The 19,181-nt window shown below is 60.0% G+C and carries 15 protein-coding genes; 3 read left to right on the top strand and 12 right to left on the bottom strand.

Annotated elements, in window-relative coordinates; translation table 11 throughout:
- Positions 1–49: 49 nt before the first annotated feature.
- The 3 genes from KFS80_RS05470 to KFS80_RS05480 all read right to left on the bottom strand — a co-directional run bounded on the left by KFS80_RS05470 (position 50) and on the right by KFS80_RS05480 (position 4,859).
- On the bottom strand, positions 50–1,378 hold the full coding sequence (locus KFS80_RS05470) for a DUF1329 domain-containing protein (protein WP_420851021.1): 1,329 nt from the start codon (positions 1,376–1,378) through the stop codon (positions 50–52).
- Positions 1,379–1,562: 184 nt separating this feature from the next.
- Positions 1,563–3,521: a DUF1302 domain-containing protein gene (locus KFS80_RS05475; protein WP_212544176.1), complete on the bottom strand. Its 1,959-nt coding sequence runs from the start codon at positions 3,519–3,521 to the stop codon at positions 1,563–1,565.
- 48 nt (positions 3,522–3,569) lie between these two features.
- Complete coding sequence (locus tag KFS80_RS05480; RefSeq protein ID WP_212544177.1) at positions 3,570–4,859, bottom strand: phospholipase C/P1 nuclease family protein; 1,290 nt, start codon at positions 4,857–4,859, stop codon at positions 3,570–3,572.
- A gap of 256 nt (positions 4,860–5,115) precedes the next feature.
- On the opposite strand from KFS80_RS05480, the gene KFS80_RS05485 reads away from it, so the two are divergent.
- The gene (locus KFS80_RS05485) at positions 5,116–5,355 is read left to right on the top strand and encodes a hypothetical protein (RefSeq protein WP_212544178.1); all 240 of its coding nucleotides are present in this window, start codon (positions 5,116–5,118) and stop codon (positions 5,353–5,355) included.
- A gap of 117 nt (positions 5,356–5,472) precedes the next feature.
- On the opposite strand, the gene KFS80_RS05490 is transcribed toward KFS80_RS05485, so the two are convergent.
- From KFS80_RS05490 to KFS80_RS05500, 3 genes are read right to left on the bottom strand one after another with little or no spacing between them, the layout of a single operon-like run.
- Complete coding sequence (locus KFS80_RS05490) at positions 5,473–7,041, bottom strand: FGGY-family carbohydrate kinase (RefSeq protein ID WP_212544179.1); 1,569 nt, start codon at positions 7,039–7,041, stop codon at positions 5,473–5,475.
- Positions 7,042–7,061: 20 nt separating this feature from the next.
- On the bottom strand, positions 7,062–8,657 hold the full coding sequence (locus KFS80_RS05495) for a glycerol-3-phosphate dehydrogenase/oxidase (RefSeq protein WP_212544180.1): 1,596 nt from the start codon (positions 8,655–8,657) through the stop codon (positions 7,062–7,064).
- A gap of 5 nt (positions 8,658–8,662) precedes the next feature.
- Positions 8,663–10,258: an FAD-binding oxidoreductase gene (locus tag KFS80_RS05500; protein ID WP_212544181.1), complete on the bottom strand. Its 1,596-nt coding sequence runs from the start codon at positions 10,256–10,258 to the stop codon at positions 8,663–8,665.
- Positions 10,259–10,467: 209 nt separating this feature from the next.
- On the opposite strand from KFS80_RS05500, the gene gliR reads away from it, so the two are divergent.
- Both gliR and KFS80_RS05510 read left to right on the top strand, forming a co-directional pair.
- Complete coding sequence (gene gliR / locus KFS80_RS05505; RefSeq protein WP_212544182.1) at positions 10,468–11,484, top strand: AraC family transcriptional regulator GliR; 1,017 nt, start codon at positions 10,468–10,470, stop codon at positions 11,482–11,484.
- 512 nt (positions 11,485–11,996) lie between these two features.
- Entirely contained in the window at positions 11,997–12,362 is a 366-nt protein-coding gene (locus KFS80_RS05510) for a DUF6124 family protein (RefSeq protein WP_212544183.1), read from the top strand.
- Between the two features lie 106 nt (positions 12,363–12,468).
- Here the strand turns inward: KFS80_RS05510 and KFS80_RS05515 are convergent, their stop codons facing one another.
- The 6 genes from KFS80_RS05515 to KFS80_RS05540 form a co-directional block, all read right to left on the bottom strand.
- Entirely contained in the window at positions 12,469–12,837 is a 369-nt protein-coding gene (locus KFS80_RS05515; protein ID WP_212544184.1) for a glyoxalase superfamily protein, read from the bottom strand.
- A gap of 134 nt (positions 12,838–12,971) precedes the next feature.
- Positions 12,972–14,447 (bottom strand): N-acyl-D-amino-acid deacylase family protein, encoded by a 1,476-nt coding sequence (locus tag KFS80_RS05520; RefSeq protein ID WP_212544185.1) that lies wholly within the window; start codon positions 14,445–14,447, stop codon positions 12,972–12,974.
- Between the two features lies 1 nt (position 14,448).
- Entirely contained in the window at positions 14,449–15,309 is an 861-nt protein-coding gene (locus tag KFS80_RS05525) for a MurR/RpiR family transcriptional regulator (RefSeq protein WP_212544186.1), read from the bottom strand.
- A 15-nt stretch (positions 15,310–15,324) separates the two neighbouring features.
- Positions 15,325–16,674, bottom strand: coding sequence for a GntP family permease (locus KFS80_RS05530; RefSeq protein WP_159812847.1), 1,350 nt, complete (start codon positions 16,672–16,674; stop codon positions 15,325–15,327).
- A gap of 487 nt (positions 16,675–17,161) precedes the next feature.
- Positions 17,162–18,055 carry an NAD-dependent epimerase/dehydratase family protein gene (locus KFS80_RS05535; RefSeq protein WP_212544187.1) on the bottom strand — a complete coding sequence of 298 codons (894 nt, stop codon included), beginning with the start codon at positions 18,053–18,055 and terminating at the stop codon, positions 17,162–17,164.
- Between the two features lie 103 nt (positions 18,056–18,158).
- On the bottom strand, positions 18,159–19,070 hold the full coding sequence (locus KFS80_RS05540; RefSeq protein ID WP_053116979.1) for a LysR family transcriptional regulator: 912 nt from the start codon (positions 19,068–19,070) through the stop codon (positions 18,159–18,161).
- Between the last annotated feature and the right edge of the window lie 111 nt (positions 19,071–19,181).

Consider the following 19,181-nt stretch of genomic DNA (forward strand, 5'->3'; position numbering starts at 1 on the left):
TGGCCCAGGTCATGCCCTGCACGAGGCATGGCCTGGCTCACCAAGTCGGTTATCGCGTGCCGCGCTGGCGCAACGCCGACGGCATAAAGTACGCATCCTCGGGTACCGGCTGGGCGAAATCCACGGTCTCGGCTTCTTCGTTGTCGAGGTTTTGCACGTAGTAACGACGGGCCTGCAAATCATGGAAAACGTCCAGCGCGCTCCACGTGGTGGGCAGGTCGTAGAAGTTTTTCAGGTAGGCCATCGACACGCGCCACAGCTCCCCTCGCCCGTCGTATTGATCGACCAGCGCAGCGCCCCAGCTGTCTTCATCGAGGAACAGCACGCGTTTGGAATAGATGTGTCGCGAACCTGGTTTGAGGTTGCCTTCCACCACCCAGACCCGGTGCAACTCGTAGCGGGTGTATTGCGGGTTGAGGTGGCCCGGGGTGAGCAGTTGCGCGTACTTCACGTCGGGGCTGGAGACTTTGTAGTTGTTGTAGGGAATGTAGATTTCCTGTTTGCCCTTGAGCTTCCACTCGTAGCGATCCGGCGAGCCGTTGAACAGGTCGGTGTCGTCGGCGGTGCGCAGGCCATCGGAAGATGAGATCGGCGTGTCGTAGGCGAGATTGGGCGCGCGGCGTACGCGGCGTTGGCCGGCGTCGTAGACCCAGGCCTGGCGTGGGTCTTTGAGTTGGTCGAGGGTTTCGTGAACGAGGGCTGCACCACCGGCCAGTCGCGCCGGGCTTTTTACGAAGGCGAGGTAGTAGAACAGGATGTTTTTCAGATCGGCGAACTGGCCGTTCGGGCGGTAGTAGTTGAACAGCGCTTCCTGCTGCGAGGTCACCAACGCGAAGCTGCCGTTGCGCTGCACTGGCGCTTCGGAGGCGCGGCGCACGACGTAGATGCCGCGATAGCGGGTGATGTGGTTCCACAGCACTTCGACGCCGTCCTTCGGCACTGGAAACGGTACACCGCCGTAAGCGTCGGAGAAGCCGCTGCCGCCTTCGAGCAGTTTCGCCGAGGTCGCGTTTTTCAAGGTGTTGTCGTACAGCCACTGCGGTGCCGAGCCGGAGCGACGGGACGGGTAGATCGGCATCTGAAAGGTGTCGGGGTAGCTGTTGAACAGCGCGATCTGGCCGGGGCTGAGGTGGGCTTTGTATTGGTCGAGATTGGCTTTGGTGATGGTGAACAGCGGTTTGTCCGCCGCGTATGGATCGGGGTGATGCTGACCCGGTTTGTAGCCGGCCAGGGCTTGGGTGATGCCGCCCGTCCAGGCCGGGATGGTGCCGGCGGCGTTGCCGGCCCGCTCGGCGCCCATGGGGGTCAAGGTGGTTTTCAGTTGTTCGGCTTGTTGCGGGGTGATGGCGGCGAAAACGCTGCCGGCGGCCAGGCTCATGACAAGCGCCAGCGTGGTTTTGGTCAATCGTGAAGTGTGAAACATGATCAATCTCCGAAATGGGAGTGAGGTCTCTCCTGTGGGAGCGGGCTTGCTCGCGAAAGCGGCGTGTCAGTCGCCAACTACTTGAATGACACACCGCCTTCGCGAGCAAGCCCGCTCCCACAGGGGATCTGTGTGGTCTTTAAAGGAAATACTTGAGGTTGAACCCGACGTTGTCGCGGTCGCGGATGCCGTTGTTTTGTCCGCCGCCGTAGAACTCGGTGTACTGCAATTCGGCTTCGAGCTTGTTCTGGTAGTTGGCCTTGATCCCCAGCGTGTAGGCCTTGCGACCTTCGATGGTGTTGCCGGCCTGGTAGCTGTTGCCCTGAAAGTCGTCTTTGTAAACGATGTAAGGCGAGACGTTGACCCCGACGTACACGTCGTTCCACGTGCCGTTGAGCATCGCCGTGTAGCTGTAGGAATCACGGTTGACCTGATCGTCGCGATCACCACCGGACACATAGGAATAGTTACCAGTCCCCGCGTAATAACGCGTGCTGCCGTCATAAGCGGTGTATTGCAAACTGCTGCCGCGCAGATGTTCCGAGGCCAGTTCGAAGATGCCGAACAGCGAGTCGAACGAGGCCGTCGGGCCAAAGTTGTAGATGGTGCCCAGCGAGGTGTTGAACGCTTCGACGCGCTCGGCGTTATTGATCTCGCTGTTGAGATTGACCATCTGTCCGCCGACGTTGATCGACCGGCCCGTCACCGCCACCGCCGCACCGTTGGCCAGGTCGCCGATCAAATCGTTAGTGGCCGCGACGCCAATCGGCAGGTTCGGCCGATAAGCGATTTCGCCAAACACCGAGGCCTCGCCCAGCGTGGTGTTGAAGCTGAAACCGTACATGCGGATGTCTTCGGCGTAACGACGATGCGCCTGAATGTTGCCCATCACATCGGCCGTGGCCAGACCACCGGCGAGCGCTCCGGCCTGATCGCCTGCGACGCCGGACAACAGATTGGTCAGCGCATCCATGTCGATGCCCTTGTACCCGCCCAGATCCGCCGCGATGGTCGGTTCCTTAGCGTGGTAGTTGACCATGTACAACCCGAACTCGGTGCTGTTGAGCTGCTCGGCGATGTAGCGGAAAGCGAAACCGAACTGCCCGTCGTTGCGCGCGTTGTAGTCCTTGCCGATCGACGCCACTTTCAGCGTGTTGCCGTACGCAGGCGTCACACCGTTGGCGTACAGCCCGGTGGTTTGCAGGGCTGAACTCAGCAACGGGTTGTTACCCAGAGCGCTGTACAAGCCGATCACGTTGCCAAACCCCGGCACCGGCGTGTCGAGCGCGGTGCCGCTGAAGTTGTTGTAACCGGTGTTGCCGCCATCGGCGAACAGGTCGGTCTGCGAATAGAAGGTGCCGACCGGATCGATGCGGGTTTCTTTCCAGTTGGTCTGATAGAAACTCTCCATGGTCAGCGAATCGGTGAGGCCGACGTTGAAGCTCAGCGCCTCTACCGGCACCAGCACTTCCTTAACTTCGGCGCCGGGCAAACGGTACTTGGCCGCGTCCACCGGGTTGGTGGTGTTGATCCCGCCGCGATAGAAAATCCCCTCGCCCCAGTTGAACACTTGTCGCCCGACTCGGGCGGTCACCGGCATCTGCGCGACGTCCCAACTGCCGTGCACATACGCGTCGAGCATCTCGATGCGGCTGCCGGCAATATCGCGGGTCTGGCTGGTGAAACGGTCGTCCTGCGGGTAGCTCTGGCTCGGTTGCGAGGGACTGTTGTTGTCGTAGTAGTTGTTGCGCTTGTCCATCAGCTGCGTGTCGTAAAACCCCGTGCCGCGCATGAACAAACCGTAGTTCTGATAGTTGGCTTCAAGCTCGGAAGTGATCTTGTACACCTCGGAAACCAGCCCGGTGTCGAAGTTGCGATTGCCGTCGTTGGTGTTGACGTCATCGTTGGATTTGTCGCGGCCCTGCACCCGCCACATACGACCGTACGACAACGTCGTGTCGATCGAACCGGTGACCTGTTTGTCCATGAAGCTGAACTCCACCGCGTGCGCCGCATCGACTGCGCACAGTTGCAGCAGCCCTGCCAGGCCGACACCGGGGAGCGCCGCGCCCGTCAGGCGCAATCGAGTGTTGATCATGTGTTCCTCCTTCCCTGTTTTTTATTGTTTTTTGTCCTGTCGCGGTGGCTAGGGCGCCAATCCCGCGCTGACGTAAATCCGGCTGTGCGCGCCGAAATGGCCGAGCAGTTTGAACAGCTGTTGATTGAGTGCCGGATGGTCGAAATCTTCGCGTTGCAGCTGATTGCCGCTGCTGAAATCGCTGGTCGCTGGCGCCGTTTCCAGCCACTGCCCGATCGCTTCGTCGAAGGCGGCGGAGTCATCGACCGACTCAGCGCTGACCACTTCGCGCAGGTAGTCGACCGAGTACGGCGGATAGGATTTGTCTTGGGCGACATCGGTGTAAGCGTCGAGCATCGGATGCGGATTGCCGGCACGCAGCAAACGCCGCAACCAGGTGGATTGATACTTTTCGACTTCCATGTGCCGGGTCGCAACGCGTTCGATGGAGGCTTGTTTGTCGGCGGCGAAACCAGCCAGCGCCTTGCCTTCCAGCAGCAAAAGACTGGCGAGGTCGACACCCGGCAATGGCTTGGCGTGATACGGCTGAGTCAGATCCTGAACGTGGTGCAGGCCCCAGCCGAGAAAGCGATAACCCCAATACGGATGGCCGCTGGCAAATGCCAGTCGCGCCAGGCCCATGTATTGATACGCGCGCCAGTCCGGCCAACTGCGTTCGAGGAATCCGGCAGCGGCATAGACCACCGGGCTTTCGTGGAAGAAGCCCATGTGGAACGGCGCTTGCGAGCTGTACTGGAAACGCTCGTCACCAAAGGGTTGCGGGCCGAAGCCGTAGCGCGCGCCAGCGTCGCCGGGGTTGTCGCTGAACAGGTTGATGTCGTGGCCGTAATCCGGCTCGTCGGCGGCGCTGGCCAGCACCGCGAGTGGCGCGACTTTTTCGTGGTTGGCGACGACGATAAAGCGCTGGCGATTCCACGGTGACAGGGTTTGTTCGACCATGACTTGATTGGCTTGCAGATGCTCGCGCTCGGGCAGGTCTTTGCCGGGCAATGGCTGGATGACCATCGCCAGATGAATCTGCGGGTTGATGCGCAGCGCGGTGAAAAAGTCGTGGCGCAGATTGTCACTCGGTTTGGCCGGTAATTTCAGCGCATCGGGGCGTGGCGGGTATTGAGCGAAGTGTTCGCGGGCGAAGGTTTCCTGCTCTTCCAGCAATGTGCTGACGGCCTGGTATTGCTGCGTGAGGAAGTTTTCCAGCGGCTCGACTTCCACCAGTGGCGCATCGCGCAACCCCGGCAGATCCTGCAACGCCAGGTAGCTGCCCACCGTATGGTTCGACCAGCCCCAAGCACTTGGGGCCGTTGCACAAAGCAGCAACAGGAGGAATGTCAGCTTCATTGCCGGGTTCTTATTGGAGGTGCCGTGGGGAATGAGCCTAACAACCGCCCCCGCCGCTGACACTGTCCGATCTCACCAGAAAAAGTCTCCGATGGCGCCAATTCAAATCTCAACACGATCCCTGTAGGAGCTGCCGATGGCTGCGATCTTTTGATGTTGATCTTAAAAAACAAGATCAAAAGATCGCAGCCTTCGGCAGCTCCTACAGGGGGAATTGTGGTGTGCTTTTCAGGCGGGGTAGCCGGTGATTTTGCGGATGCTCTGGTACAGCGGTTTGAGCTGGCGGTACGCCATTTCAGGTGACGATACGATCCCTGTAGGAGCTGCCGAAGGCTGCGATCTTTTGATGTTGATCTTAAAAAACAAGATCAAAAGATCGCAGCCTTCGGCAGCTCCTACAGGGGGAATTGTGGTGTGCTTTTCAGGCGGGGTAGCCGGTGATTTTGCGGATGCTTTGGTAGAGCGGTTTGAGCTGGCGGTACGCCATTTCAGGTGACGATACGATCCCTGTAGGAGCTGCCGAAGGCTGCGATCTTTTGATGTTGATCTTAAAAAACAAGATCAAAAGATCGCAGCCTTCGGCAGCTCCTACAGGGGGAATTGTGGTGTGCTTTTAGGCGGGGTAGCCGGTGATTTTGCGGATGCTCTGGTACAGCGGTTTGAGCTGGCGGTACATGCGCAGGTAGACCTCTTTGTACAGTTGCTCGTAGATTTTCTGCGCTTCGGGTTGTGGGGTGAAGACCTGGCCGACGCGGGTCATCGCGGCGATGGCCGTGGGGAAATCTGCGTGCAATCCGAGCCCCACTGCACAGCAGATCGCCGCCCCCAAGCCAGATGCTTCGTACACATGCGGACGCTCTGCCGGCAGGCCGAAAATATTCGCCGTAAGCTGCATCGCCGCATCGCTCTGCGAACCGCCACCGGCCACGCGCAGGCGCTTTATCGACACCTTTGAACGCCGCTCGATGTTCTCCATGCCTTGGCGCAAGGCATACGCCAGCCCCTCAAGAATCGCCCGGTAAATATGCGCGCGGGTGTGCACATCGCCGAAGCCGATCATCGCGCCCTTCGCTTCCACGCCCGGCTCACGAATCCCCGGCGACCAGTACGGTTGCAGCATCAAACCCATCGAGCCTGGCGGCACTGCATCGACCAGCGCATCGAACAACTGCTCCGGCTCGATGCCCTGCTCTTTGGCCTGCTGCATCTCGCGCAAGCCGAACTCGTTCTTGAACCAGCTGACCATCCAGTAACCGCGATAAATCATCACCTCGCAGTTGAACTGATCCGGCACCGCCGACGGGTACGGCGGAATCAACGGGACGATTTCCAGATAGCGCGAACGGGTGCTGGTGATCGTCGCCGTGGTGCCGTAAGACAGGCACACCGTGCCCGCGTCGACCACGCCGGCACCGACCACTTCACACGCCTTGTCGGCACCTGCCGCAATCAGCGGCAAGCCTTCGGGAATGCCGGTGTGGCGAGCCGCTTCAGCGGTGATGTAGCCGAGGGTTTCACCGGGTTTGTGCAGGGTCGGCAATTGCTCGGGACGCACTGCCAGCGCCTGCCATTTCCAGTCACTCGGCGCGGCCCATTTCAGGCGTTTGAAGTCAAACGGCAGATAGCCGACGCAGCAACCCACCGAATCGACAAAACGCCCGCACAGTCGATGAGTGAGAAACCCCGAGAGCAACAAAAACTTGTCCGTCGCCGCCCACACCTCTGGCTGATGCTGCGCAATCCAGTTCGCCTCAGCCTGGGCACGAAAATAATCCACCGTACCCTGCGCGCCGACCAGTTTGAACAACCAGCCCCACGGCCCTTTGATCCCGCCCTCGACTTCACTCTGGCGCTGATCGAGCCACAAAATTGCCGGACGCAGCGGTTTGCCCTCGGCATCAACATTGATCACCGTACCGCGCTGAGTGGTCAGGGAAACGCCAGCAATCTGCGAACGATCAATGCCGGTTTGCGCCCAGACTTGCTGACACGCCTCGCCGAGTTTCGCCCAGTAATACTCAGGATCCTGCTCGGCCCAGCCCGGTTGCGTCGAGTAATACGCCTGCAATTCAACCTTGCCTTTGCCGAGCAGATTGCCCTGCAAATCGAAGAGCAACGCGCGCACGCTCTGGGTGCCGTTGTCGATCGCCAGCAGGTAACGCTTGTTCGGGTGGTTATCCATGGAGCTCTCTTCAAGGGGCATCAAGGCGTGGCATCCGGCAGACCGTGATGGCGTTGCCACAACGCCCGATAACGCTGAATTTCCTGCTGCCAGTATGCGTCGCTCCAGCCGAGTCGTGGCTGGCAGATTTGGCGGATGGCGGTGAAATAGTCTTCGCCACCGTGAGGCAGCAAAAGGCCGAGACGCGTGCGGCGCAACAGCAGATCGTCGAGGTGCAGAACCATTTCCGCTTCGCAAGCGAAGGCCAGTTCCGCCCACAAGGTGTACGTGGCGCCGACCGTTTCGTGGCCGATATTCTTGATCAGTTGCGCCAGCCTCAGCAGGTTTCGGCCATGCCTTCCGGCCAGTCGTCGCCATTGCTGGTTGCTCAATTCTGCAATCGCCAGCGCAGGAACGGCGGCAAACACGGGCGCGGCGTCATCGACGAAGGGACGTTCGAGCATGTCCGCGCAGGCCTTGAGCACTTCGATGGCTTGCGGGCGAAACGTGGTCAGTTTGCCGCCGGCCAGCGTCACGCATCCGGGCTCCTGCCACAGCACATGTTCACGGGTTTCGTTCGACGGTTGGTCTTGAAGATTACCCGCCGCACTGCCAACCACTGGACGCACGCCCGACCATGTCGACAACACGTCATTCGCCGTCACTTCAGCACCGGGAAATTGTTGTGTGCAGGCCGCCAGCAGATAGTCGAGTTCTTCGCCGCTGATGCTCGCGCTGTGATCCAGATCTTCGCGATGATCGAGATCCGTGGTGCCGACCACCGTCGCGCCTTCCCACGGAAAAACGAACACCGGACGGCGGTCGCGTTCATGCAAAAACGTAAACGCCTGCGCCACCGGCAAACGCCAACCCGGCAGCAACAAATGACTGCCGCGCAACGGCCGTAATTGCCGTGGCGCCTCAGTCGGCCGCAAGCGTTCAGCCCATGCACCGGTGGCCACAGCAAGCATGCAACAACGCAATTGCAGGGTCGCGCCGGCCTCGCAGTCTTCGATCTGAACGCCGCACACTCGCCCGTTTTCTCGCAGCAAATGCTCGACGCGAACGCCATTGACCACGACCGCGCCATCCGCTCGCGCCTCGCTCAACACGCGCATCACCAGCCGTGCATCGTCGGTCAGCGCATCGACAAAACTGGTGCCGCCGAGCAAGTCACTTTCCTTCACGCCCGGCGCCAGATAACGCAGCTGTTGTGCATCATGAAAACGATGGCTGCGCCGTCCGGCCAAAGCATCGTAGACGCTCAACAAACCACCCAGCACCCGAGGCCCGGGAAAGCCGCCGCGATAGTGCGGCATCATGAAACTCATCGGTTCGACCAGCCCCGGCGCTTCGTCGAGCAAGCGCTGACGTTCGCGCACCGAATCGCGGGTCAGGCGCCACTGGCCCTTGGCGATGTAACGCAAACCGCCATGAACCATTTTCGACGATCGACTGGACGTGCCCCAGGCAAAATCACGTTGCTCCAGCAACAGGCAGCGCCAGCCTCGGCGTGCCGCTTCACGCAGGATTCCGGCGCCGCTGATGCCGCCACCTATGACGATCAGATCCCAGGTTTCATCCGCCAGTGTTGGCAGAGTTTGCTGGCGCCATGCGGCGTTCCAGTCCTGACTCATGGCCGTCACTCCGGCAACAGCGTGCCGGGGTTGAGGCGCCCGGCCGGATCGAAGTGTTTGCTCAGCGCCTGCAAGGTATCCATCGCCAGTGCGCCCTTCTCGCGCAACAGGTACGGCGCGTGATCTTTGCCGACGCCGTGTTGGTGACTGATGGTGCCGTGGTTGTCGACGATGGTCTGACTTGCCGCGTGTTTGAGTGCTTTCCAGCGTGCCAGCGTCGCGGGGTAATCCGCCGCCGGGCGAAACACGTAAGTGGTGTAGATGCTCGAACCTTCGCCGTAGACGTGGGACAAGTGGGTGAAGACATGCACGCGCTCGTCCTCGGCGGCCAAGGCCTTGCGCAGGCTGTTTTCGATGAGATTGAGCAGGTTGTCGACGTTGCTCCAGTCGGTGGCGGTTTCGAGGGTGTCGACCACGTAACCGGCGTTCCACAGGTTCTCGCGCAGGTAGGGGAAACGGAAGCGGTTCTGCGCCCATTTCTTGCCGAGCAAGGTGCCGGTGAACACGCCGCCGAACGCCTTCAGATGTTGCCGCGCCTGTGTCAGCGACAATGCGTTTTGTCGGCGATTGCCGGTGACGCCGAAGGTCAGCAGGCATTTGCCCTCAGCTGCCCCCCTTAGCTTCAGATACTTTTCCAGCCAGGCGATTTGTTGCGGATGACCGGCCAGTGCCAGTTGCGTTTCGGTTTCCACGGCGTTGGATAAACGCAGCATCGACAGCGGCACGCGTGCCTGGGCCAATTGGCGAATGGCTCTGAGTGCCTGCGGCCAGTCGGCGAGAAAAACGCCGTAGAAACGTTCATCGGCAGGCAGCGCGCTGACCCGCACCTTGACCTCGGAAATGATCCCGAAACGGCCCTCGCAACCCAACACCACTTCGCGCAAATCTGGCCCGGCAGCCGAAGCCGGAAAGGTTGGAATGTGCATCGGCCCGGCAAAGGTTTCCAGCGTTCCGCCCGCAAACAGTTGCTCGATCCGGCCATAGCGCAACGACTGCTGACCACTGGAACGACTGGCAACCCAACCGCCCAACGTCGACAACTCCCACGACTGCGGAAAATGCCCCAGCGTGTAGCCCCGCGCACGCAACTGACTTTCCACCTGCGGCCCACTCGCACCGGGGCCGAACGTCGCCAGCAGGCTTTGCTCGTCGAGATCGATCAGCCGATTCATCCGCGCCAGCGACACCGTCACCACTGGCCGCGCAGAATCCGGCGGATTGATGTGCCCGGCCACCGAGGTGCCGCCGCCATACGGGATCAGGCACAAGTCCTGCTCGTGGGCGAGCGCCAGCAATTGGCGAATGTGCTCAGCGGTCTCGGGAAACGCCACTGCATCTGGATATTTGCCCAGCGCACCTTCGCGCAACGCCAGCCAGTCCGGCAGACTTTGGCCCCGCGCATGCAACAAACGATCATGAGCATCGATACTGTACAAAGTGTGCGCCGACAACCGCGAGGCCGGCACACGCGCCAATGCCGCTTCAAGCGTGGCATCGGGCAGCGCGCGTCCCTCGCCCAGTCGCTCATGAAGAAACTCCGCGCCCTGGGCCGGCAGTTCGACCACCGTGGTTGCATCTCCCCAGCCGTTCCAGCGTCGCATGCGTGTGTCCTTTTTTGCCGTCAGATCAGTGATATTTCAGGCCCCCATACTAGCCAGCGGCCGCAAAGTGTCACGGTCGCATCCGGCCAGTTCGTGTAGCCAATTGAGTCAAACGTCGCGCAAGCGTCAGCCATTTACTTTAGTCGTGGTTTCAAATTACCTTTCAGGCATTCATCCGCCCACGCGGCCGTCGATCAAAGGAAGGGATCATGCAATCGCTCGGCTTCACCTCAGTTCCGCCCCTGCTCAAATACCTGCGCCATGCCGAACAACTGGGCATGGCCGTCGAACCGGCGTTGGCGGCGGCGGGTTTGCAGGCGCAGCAGTTGAGCGACAACACCCTGCGTTTGCCCGGTGAGGCGCATGAGCGGCTGCTGGATTATTTCTGCGAACACTCGGGGGATCCGTTGTTCGGGCTCAACGCGGCGAATTTCGTCCTGCCCAATTCGTGGAGTGTGCTCGGTTACATCACCATGAACTGCGCGACGTTGGGCGATGCGATGAGCCGGATCATGCCGTTCGAAAAACTGGTCGGCGACATGGGTGTCAGCCGTGCCGAGGTGCTGGATGGCCACGTGCATTTGATCTGGACATGCCGTTATCAGCGCCCACGGATTCGCCGACATCTGGTGGAAAACGTGCTCGGTTCATGGCTGCAATATGCACGCTGGATCGCCGACACGCAGATGTCGCCGGCCGCAGTCTGGCTCGAACATTCATGCCCGGCCGAGGCGACGCCTGCGCAGTACGAGGCGTTTTTCGATTGCCCGGTGGTGTTTGATCAGGCGTATTCGGCGCTGGTTGTGCCGCTGGCGTATTTGCAGTTGCCGCTACGTCAGGCCGATGCGCAGTTACTGCGCACACTGGAGGAACATGCGCTGGGGTTGATGGCAACGCTGGAGGATGCGTCGCTGGAGCAGCAGGTGAAGAACATTCTGCGGCAGTTGCTCAAGGAAGGCTTGCCGCGCAAGGAACAGGTGGCCGAGCATCTGGCGGTGTCGGTGCGTACGTTGCAGCGCCAGTTGCATCAGGCGGGGACGTCGTATCAGCAGATTCTCGATGATTTGCGCCAGGAGTTGGCGGAGCATTATTTGCTCAACAGTACGCTACCGATTCAGGACATCGCGCAGTATCTGGGGTTTACCGAACCGAGGTCGTTTCACCGCACGTTCAAGAGCCGACGCGGGATGCCGCCGGGGGAGTTTCGGCAGATGCATCGGGGGTGATTGTTCCGGCCTCATCGCTGGCAAGCCAGCTCCCACAGGTTCAGCGGTGATCACAAATTTTATGCACGACACAAAACACTGTGGGAGCTGGCTTGCCAGCGATGGCGTCAGTTGCAGCCCACAATTCCTACAAGCAAATCTTCGATACCTGAGCGCATTAAACATCCTGCAGCGCAGCTGTTTAAGGACACCCGGCGTTACGCGAAACAGCCCACAAATCCTTGCGTCATAACCTACGCCTACGCCAGAATCCGCCGGCTTGTGCGCCCTGAGCATGCTGCGTAACTTGATTGCGTCACTGATTTCCAGTGATCGGGTTTAGTAGCCCGGTGGTAACTCGGCTGGTCGTACATTCATCACAGGTGCTTGCATACCTGAGCTTGATGGTGGCTGTACGCAGGGCGCTTCGGCGCGCCGGCTTAGCTGAGTTCCCCGGTCTACTAACCTGCGTACAGCTGCCACCCTTTCGTTTAGTAGCCAAAGGGTTGCCGCTCAACAAAGGGAACACAGCTATGTTCAAGATAACGCCAAACCCGCCGGCCACCGACCCGGCATCCCCCTATGAATCCCCCGACTCCAGAAAATTCCACGAAGCCGCCGAGCGCGCGCTCGACCACTACCTCGGCCCGACGAACGCCGACCTCATGGCCACGCCCTATTCGCCTAACACGCTATACATGGCCAACCCTGCAGCAAACACCGAATCCCTGCTGACCGACGCCAGCGAAACCCTTGGCTCGGCCACCGTAATGCTCAACAACCATGCCGCGCAGGTTGAAGGCACACATCGCAAGACTTTGCAGGGCATTGCGCAAGTGGTGATGGTGGCGGAAATGGCGGTCAATCGCGTGCTGGACCAATTAGTACCAATCGAGTAACGGCCCCCCCTGTAGGAGCAAAGCTTGCTCGCGAATGCGCCATGGCATTCAGCATCTGTGCTGACTGAACCCATGCTTTCGCGAGCAAGCTTTGCTCCTGCGTTTTTTACGAGCTGATTGCGTTGGTAAACACCAACCGATTACCAAACGGATCGGCAATCGTCATGTCCTGACTCCCCCACGGCATCGCCTGAATCTGCGGGTGCGAGAACTTGTAGTCCTTGGCGATCAATTGCTGCTGAAACGCCTCCAGCTCATCCGTCTCGATACGCAGCGCCGAACCCGGGCTCGCGTCGCCATGGTGCTCGGACAAATGCAGCACACACTCGCCACGCGACACCTGCAGGTACAGCGGGAAGTTCGCTTCAAAGCGATGCTGCCAGTCGATCTTGAATCCGAGAAAATCGACGTAAAACTCTACCGCTTTGGCTTCATCGAAGATCCGCAGGATCGGGGTGGTTTTGCCGAAGCTCATGGGGTGCTCCCTGACTGGTTGGCCCCACAGTGTAGACGGGGTGGATGTCAGGAATTCGGCTTGTTGATGGCTTTCTTTAATCTCAGATTGCCACTATGAGACGTAGATCAAAAGATCGCAGCCTTCGGCAGTTCCTACAGGGGGGATTTCGACTGATGAAATCCTTTGCGTAAATCACCTTCGCGCGCCAGAAACCGCCCTTCCCTGCGCCCATTTGCCTGCCCGTCGCGGTAACTCAACACGCCATTAACCCAAACCCCGTCAATGCCCTGCGCCGCTCTTTGCGGATCGTTGAAATCCGCGACATCACGCACCGTCGCCGGATCGAACAACACCAGATCCGCCCAAAAACCTTCACGAATCTCGCCGCGCGCCTTCAAACCAAACCGCGCCGCCGACAACCCGGTCATCTTGTGCACAGCGGTGTGCAGCGGAAACAGCCCGACATCACGACTGAAATGGCCCAACACCCGTGGGAACGCGCCCCACAGGCGTGGATGCGGGAACGGGTCTTCCGGCAGTCCGTCAGAACCGACCATCGACAACGGATGCGCGAGGATTCTTCGTACATCCGCCTCGTCCATGCCGTAGTAAACAGCCCCCGCCGGTTGCAAGCGTTTCGCGGCATCAAGCAGCGGCAGATTCCATTCCGCAGCGATGTCGATCAAGTCGCGACCGCTGACTTCCGGGTGCGGCGTCGACCAGGTGATGGTGATGCGATGCGCATCGGTGACTTGCTTCAAATCCAGCGTCGAAGAACTCGCCGCATACGGATAGCAATCGCAGCCAACCGGGTGGGTTTTCGCGGCCTCTTCCAATGAAGCGAGGAGCTCAGGGCTGCGCCCCCAGTTACCCACCCCTGCACACTTGAGGTGGGAAATAATCACCGGCGATTTGGCGTGACGACCGATCTGAAACGCCTCATCCATCGCCTCCAGAACCGGGGCGAATTCGCTGCGCAAATGGGTGGTGTACACCGCGCCGAATGCCGTGAGTTCTTCGGTCAGTTGCATCACTTCATCGGTGGATGCGTTGTAGGCGCTGGCGTAGGCCAGACCTGTGGACAAACCCAACGCACCGTCCTCAAGGCTTTCACGCAATTGCTCGCGCATCGCCGTGATTTCTTCCGGAGTCGCGGTGCGCAACAGGTCATCCAGATGATTGCTGCGCAGCGCCGTGTGGCCAATCAGTGCGGCGACGTTCAGCGTGGTATTCGCAGCTTCAACCGCCGCGCGGTAATCGCTAAAACGTGGATAAACAAACGCCGCCGCAGTGCCGAGCAAGTTCATCGGATCCGGTGGATTGCCTTTCAAACTCACGGGCGAGGCGCTAATTCCGCAGTTGCCGACAATCACCGTGGTCACGCCTTGGCTGAGTTTTGGCAGCATCTCTGGCTGACGAATCACCACCGTGTCGTCATGGGTGTGCACGTCGATAAAACCCGGCGCCAGCACGCGGCCGGCGGCGTCGATTTCTTCGGTCGCCGTGGCATCGGACATATCGCCGATGCGCTCGATACGGCCATCGCGGATGGCCACGTCGGCCTGGTAGCCGGGCGTGTTGCTGCCGTCGATGATCAGGGCATTGCGAATCAGGGTGTCGTACAACATGTCAGTCTCCCAGCGGCAGGTGATCGTCGCCGCCACGGTATTCGTCGAGCGCCAGTTTGATCCGCCGCAGACGTTCTTGATTGTCTTCAGGATTGGCCAGCGCCAGCTCGGTCGCGAGCACGTCGATGGCGAGAAGCATGCCGTAGCGCGCCGCCGTCGGTTTGAAAATGAACGAGGTTTCCGCACTCTGCAGCGGCAGCACGACGTCGGCCAGTTCGGCCAGCGGCGAGTCGGCGCGGGTGATGGCGAGAATGCGCGCGCCGTAGTTGCGCGCCAGTTCCACCGTTTCCAACAGCTCCGGGGTGATGCCGGTCAGCGAGCAGACGATGACCACTTGTTCGGCGTTGAGGCTGGCGGCGGTGACGCGCATCATCACCGCGTCATGACACACCGCCACCGGATATCCGAGGCGCACCAGCCGCACCTGCAATTCATCGCTGCACAGGGTCGAGCACCCGCCCATGCCGAACGCGTGAATCATCCGCGCCTGGCCGAGCAATCTCACTGCATCGGCGAAACGTGATTCATCGAAACCGGCCAGATGCTGACGCAAGGTGGTCTCGATATCGCCGACGATTTGTCCGTAGAACGCTGACTGTTCAGGCGTACCGGCAGGGTCGAGAAAACGGCTGCCCACCCCGCTGGCTTGGGCCAGTTGAAGACGCAGATCACGCAGGTCACGACAGCCAACCGTGCGCGCAAACCGCGACAGCGTGGCGGTGCTGACTTCGGCGCGTTGCGCGAGGTCTTCGAGGCTGGCACTCGCGGCGAAACCGACGTCGTCGAGCATCAGCCGGGCGATACGGCCTTCGCCGGCGCTGAAGGAATCCTGACGGGCGCGGATCTGATAGAGGATGTCCATGACGGCTGGCTCCGGTTACAGCAGGTAAGAAAGACCGAGGGTCATTGCAAAAGCGACCACCGAAATCAGGGTCTCCAATACAGTCCAGGTCTTGAAAGTCTGGGCGACCGTCATGTTGAAGTATTCCTTGATCAACCAGAAGCCGCCGTCGTTGACGTGGGAAAAGATAACCGACCCGGCGCCGGTCGCCAGCACCAACAGCTCAGGGTGGGGATATCCCAGACCAATGGCCACCGGCGCGACCACACCCGATGCGGTGGTCATAGCCACGGTCGCCGAGCCAGTGGCGATGCGCATCAGCGCTGCAAACAGCCAGCCCATGATCAGCGGCGACAGGTGAAATTCGTGAGCGAGGCCGACGATCTGATCGGTGACGCCCGCGTCGACCAGAATGCGGTTCAAACCGCCGCCAGCGCCGACCAGCAAAGTGATACTGGCCGTAGGCGCCAGGCATTCGTTGGTGAATTTGAGGATCGATTCACGGCTGAAACCCTGAGCGATACCCAGCGTCCAGAAACTCAGCAACGTCGCCAGCAACAGCGCGATCACCGAGTTGCCGATGAACAGCAGGAACTGGTTGAAACCGCTGCCCGGCGTGGAAATCAGGTTGGCCCAGCCACCGATCAGCATCAACACCACCGGCAACAGAATGGTCGCCATGGTGATGCCGAAACCCGGCAGCTTGTCGCGCGGTTCGCGATCGAGGAATTGTCTTTCCAGCGGGTTATCCGCCGGCAAATGAATGCGCGGCACGATGAATTTGGCGTACAGCGGGCCGGCAATGATTGCCGTCGGAATGCCGATGGCAATCGCGTAGAGCAAGGTCTGCCCGACCGACGCCTGATAGGCCTGCACCGCCAGCATCGCCGCCGGGTGCGGCGGCACCAGCGCGTGCACCACCGACAGACCGGCGACCATCGGCAAACCGACCATCAGAATCGACACACCCACACGGCGCGCCACGGTGAATGCAATCGGCACCAGCAAGACAAAACCGACCTCGAAGAACAGCGGCAAACCGACCAGAAACGCGATGCAGACCATCGCCCAGTGCGCGTTCTTCTCGCCGAATTTATCGATCAACGTGCGCGCCAACTGCTCGGCGCCGCCGGACTCGGCCATCATCTTGCCAAGCATCGTCCCCAGCGCGACCACCAGCGCAATATGCCCCAGCGTCTTGCCCACCCCGGCCTCATACGCCCCGACAACCCCGGAGGCCGGCATCCCGGCCACCAGCGCCAAGCCGATGGAAATCAAGGTAATGACAATGAACGGATTGAGCCGGTAACGGGCGATCAACACGATCAAAGCAATGATGGCAACGGCTGCATAAACCAGCAGCCAATAGCCGAAGTCAGGCGTCATGCGGTACTCCTCGAAAGGGTCACGTTCGAATGGGTTGTGAAACTCATAAATCATTTCGAGATCGAGATTTCAAACCACATGAAAGTAATTTTCGTGGAGAGGTAAGGTGTGTCGCTAACAGATATGTTTTGTCGTGATTAATGAAAATCCACCCAGCGAATTTTCATGCCCACACAAGATCTGTAGGAGCCGAGCTTGCTCGCGAAGACGGTGTCACATTCGACATTTCTATCGACTGACACAGCGCTTTCGCGAGCAAGCTTTGCTCCTACAGTTTGAGTGCATTCCTTCAGTCAGAACGCGGTTAACTTGTAGGAGCCAGCCTGCTGGCGATGGCGGTTGCACATTCAATATCTGTGTTGCCAGGGATACCGCATTCGCGAGCAAGCTCGCTCCCACAGTTTTGAGTGCATTCCTTCAGTGAGAATGCGGTCAAACTGTGGGAGCGGGCTTGCTCGCGAATGGCTTCACTCGGTGTTGCGTGAACTCACTCCATTTCGTTACGAATCCATTCAACCACTGACGTGCGCTTCGGCGTCCAGCCCAGTATTTCGCGCGCATGTTTGCCGCGCACACGACTGTTGGAGCCGAGGCCATAGTTGGCCATTTCATAGCCCCATTCGGCTTCAGCGTCTTTCAATGGCCAGTCTTGCGGTTGGCCCAGGTTCAGCGCTTGGGCCATGGCGGTGGTCATGTCGATAAACGACGCTTCGCCGCTTTCAACAAAGTAGAAAGTGCCCGGAACGTTTTTGGTCAGCGCCAGCAGGTACAGGGCGACGACGTCTTCGATGTGCACGTTGGACCAGATGTTCTGGCCAGTACCGACGTGACGAACGACACCGCTTTTACGCGCTTGCTTGAGCAGTCGCGGCAGTTGCACGCTGTCACGTTTGACGCCCAGGCTATGCCCGTAGATCAGCGTGTTGCAGATGACGGCGGAGTTCACGCCGTCCTTCGCCGCTGCGAGGATCAAGTTGTCGATGGCCACGCGTGCGGCTTTATCGACGGTCGGCTCCGGCAGATTGTCTTCGTAGTAGATGACGTCGCTGGACTTGCCGCCCGACGCATCGCCAACGATGCTCGAACCGCTGGTGTGCAGGAACACTTTGTTGGTACCGCGCAAAGCATCGAGCAACGCTTCCACCGCGCCGCGATGGTCGCTGCTGGCGGCGTTGATCACGGCGTCGGCGGCGCGGGCCTGTTCGGCGAGCAGTGCTTGGTCGTCGAGTGTGCCGATAACCGGGGTGATACCGAGTGCTTTCAGCTCATTAGCCTGTTCGGCGCTGCGCACCAGGCCGGTGACGTTGTGCCCGGCCTGAACCAGACCGGTAGCGATCGAGCCGCCGATAAAACCGGCAGCGCCGGTGACGAATACGTTCATGGAGAAACTCCCTGCGTGAGTAAGTGATGGGACGAGTATCGGCCCGTGAGCCCGGGGGAAAAACCCGCTCCCGCCCAATTCACTCTTGCGCAGAGGTCACGAATCAGCCCTTGAAATCGGCGCTGGCGTAGGCGGCGAGTTTGCTCTGGATAAAGTCGAGGAAGCACTGAATGCGCAGCGCCAGTTGCGAGTTACGGTAGTACACCGCGTTGATCGGCTGGCGATAACCGCTGTTGAATTCACCGAGCAGGACTTTCAAACGGCCGGCGCGGATGTCGTCAATGGTCATGAAGTGCGACAGGCAAGCGATGCCCTGCCCTTCCAGCGCCAGATGCCGCACAGTCTCGCCGCTGGAGGCGCTGATCGCCGGGGTGATCGGCCAGCGATCGCCGTGCACGTAACGCAGCGGCCATTGGTTGAGGCCTTCGTTCTGAGTGAAGCCGAGCAAAGTGTGTTCGCTCAGATCAGCGACTTGCTGCGGCGCGCCGTGTTTTTCCAGATACGCAGGACTGGCGACGATCAGCAGCGGACTGCAACCGAGCGAACGCGCGTGCAGCGTCGAATCGGCGAGGGTGCCGATGCGGATGGCGATGTCGGTGCTTTGTTCCAGCAGGTCAATGATCAGGTCATTGCTGTTCAGTTCGAGCTGAATGTCTGGGTAGAGCCGGCGGAATTCGTCGATGTAGGGGACGACGGCGTGGAGCATGAACGGCGACGCCGCGTTGATGCGCAAGCGCCCGGACGGAGTTTGCTGGCGTGAGGACAGGCGTTCTTCGAGTTGATCCATCTGATCGAGAATCAGCTTGGCGTGCTCGAAAAAGTACTTGCCCTCTTCGGTCAGATCCATGCGCCGCGTGGTGCGGTTGATCAGCGTGGTGTCGAGTTTGGCTTCCAGCTTCGACAGCGTGCGGCTGACGGCCGAAGGCGTTTGCCCGACCTGCTCGGCAGCGGCGGAGATGGAACCGCACTCGATCACGCAGACGAAAATCTGCAACTCATCGGATCTGGCTTTCACGGGTGTCCCTTACGATGGTCATCACCCCTGTATTGTGGTGAAAGAATGGCTTGGGCGGGTGAGGAATTTTCTGTTCACAGAGATCTACTTGTGGCGAGGGGATTTATCCCC

Source organism: Pseudomonas rustica, assembly GCF_018336155.1.
GTDB classification, from domain to species: domain Bacteria; phylum Pseudomonadota; class Gammaproteobacteria; order Pseudomonadales; family Pseudomonadaceae; genus Aquipseudomonas; species Aquipseudomonas rustica.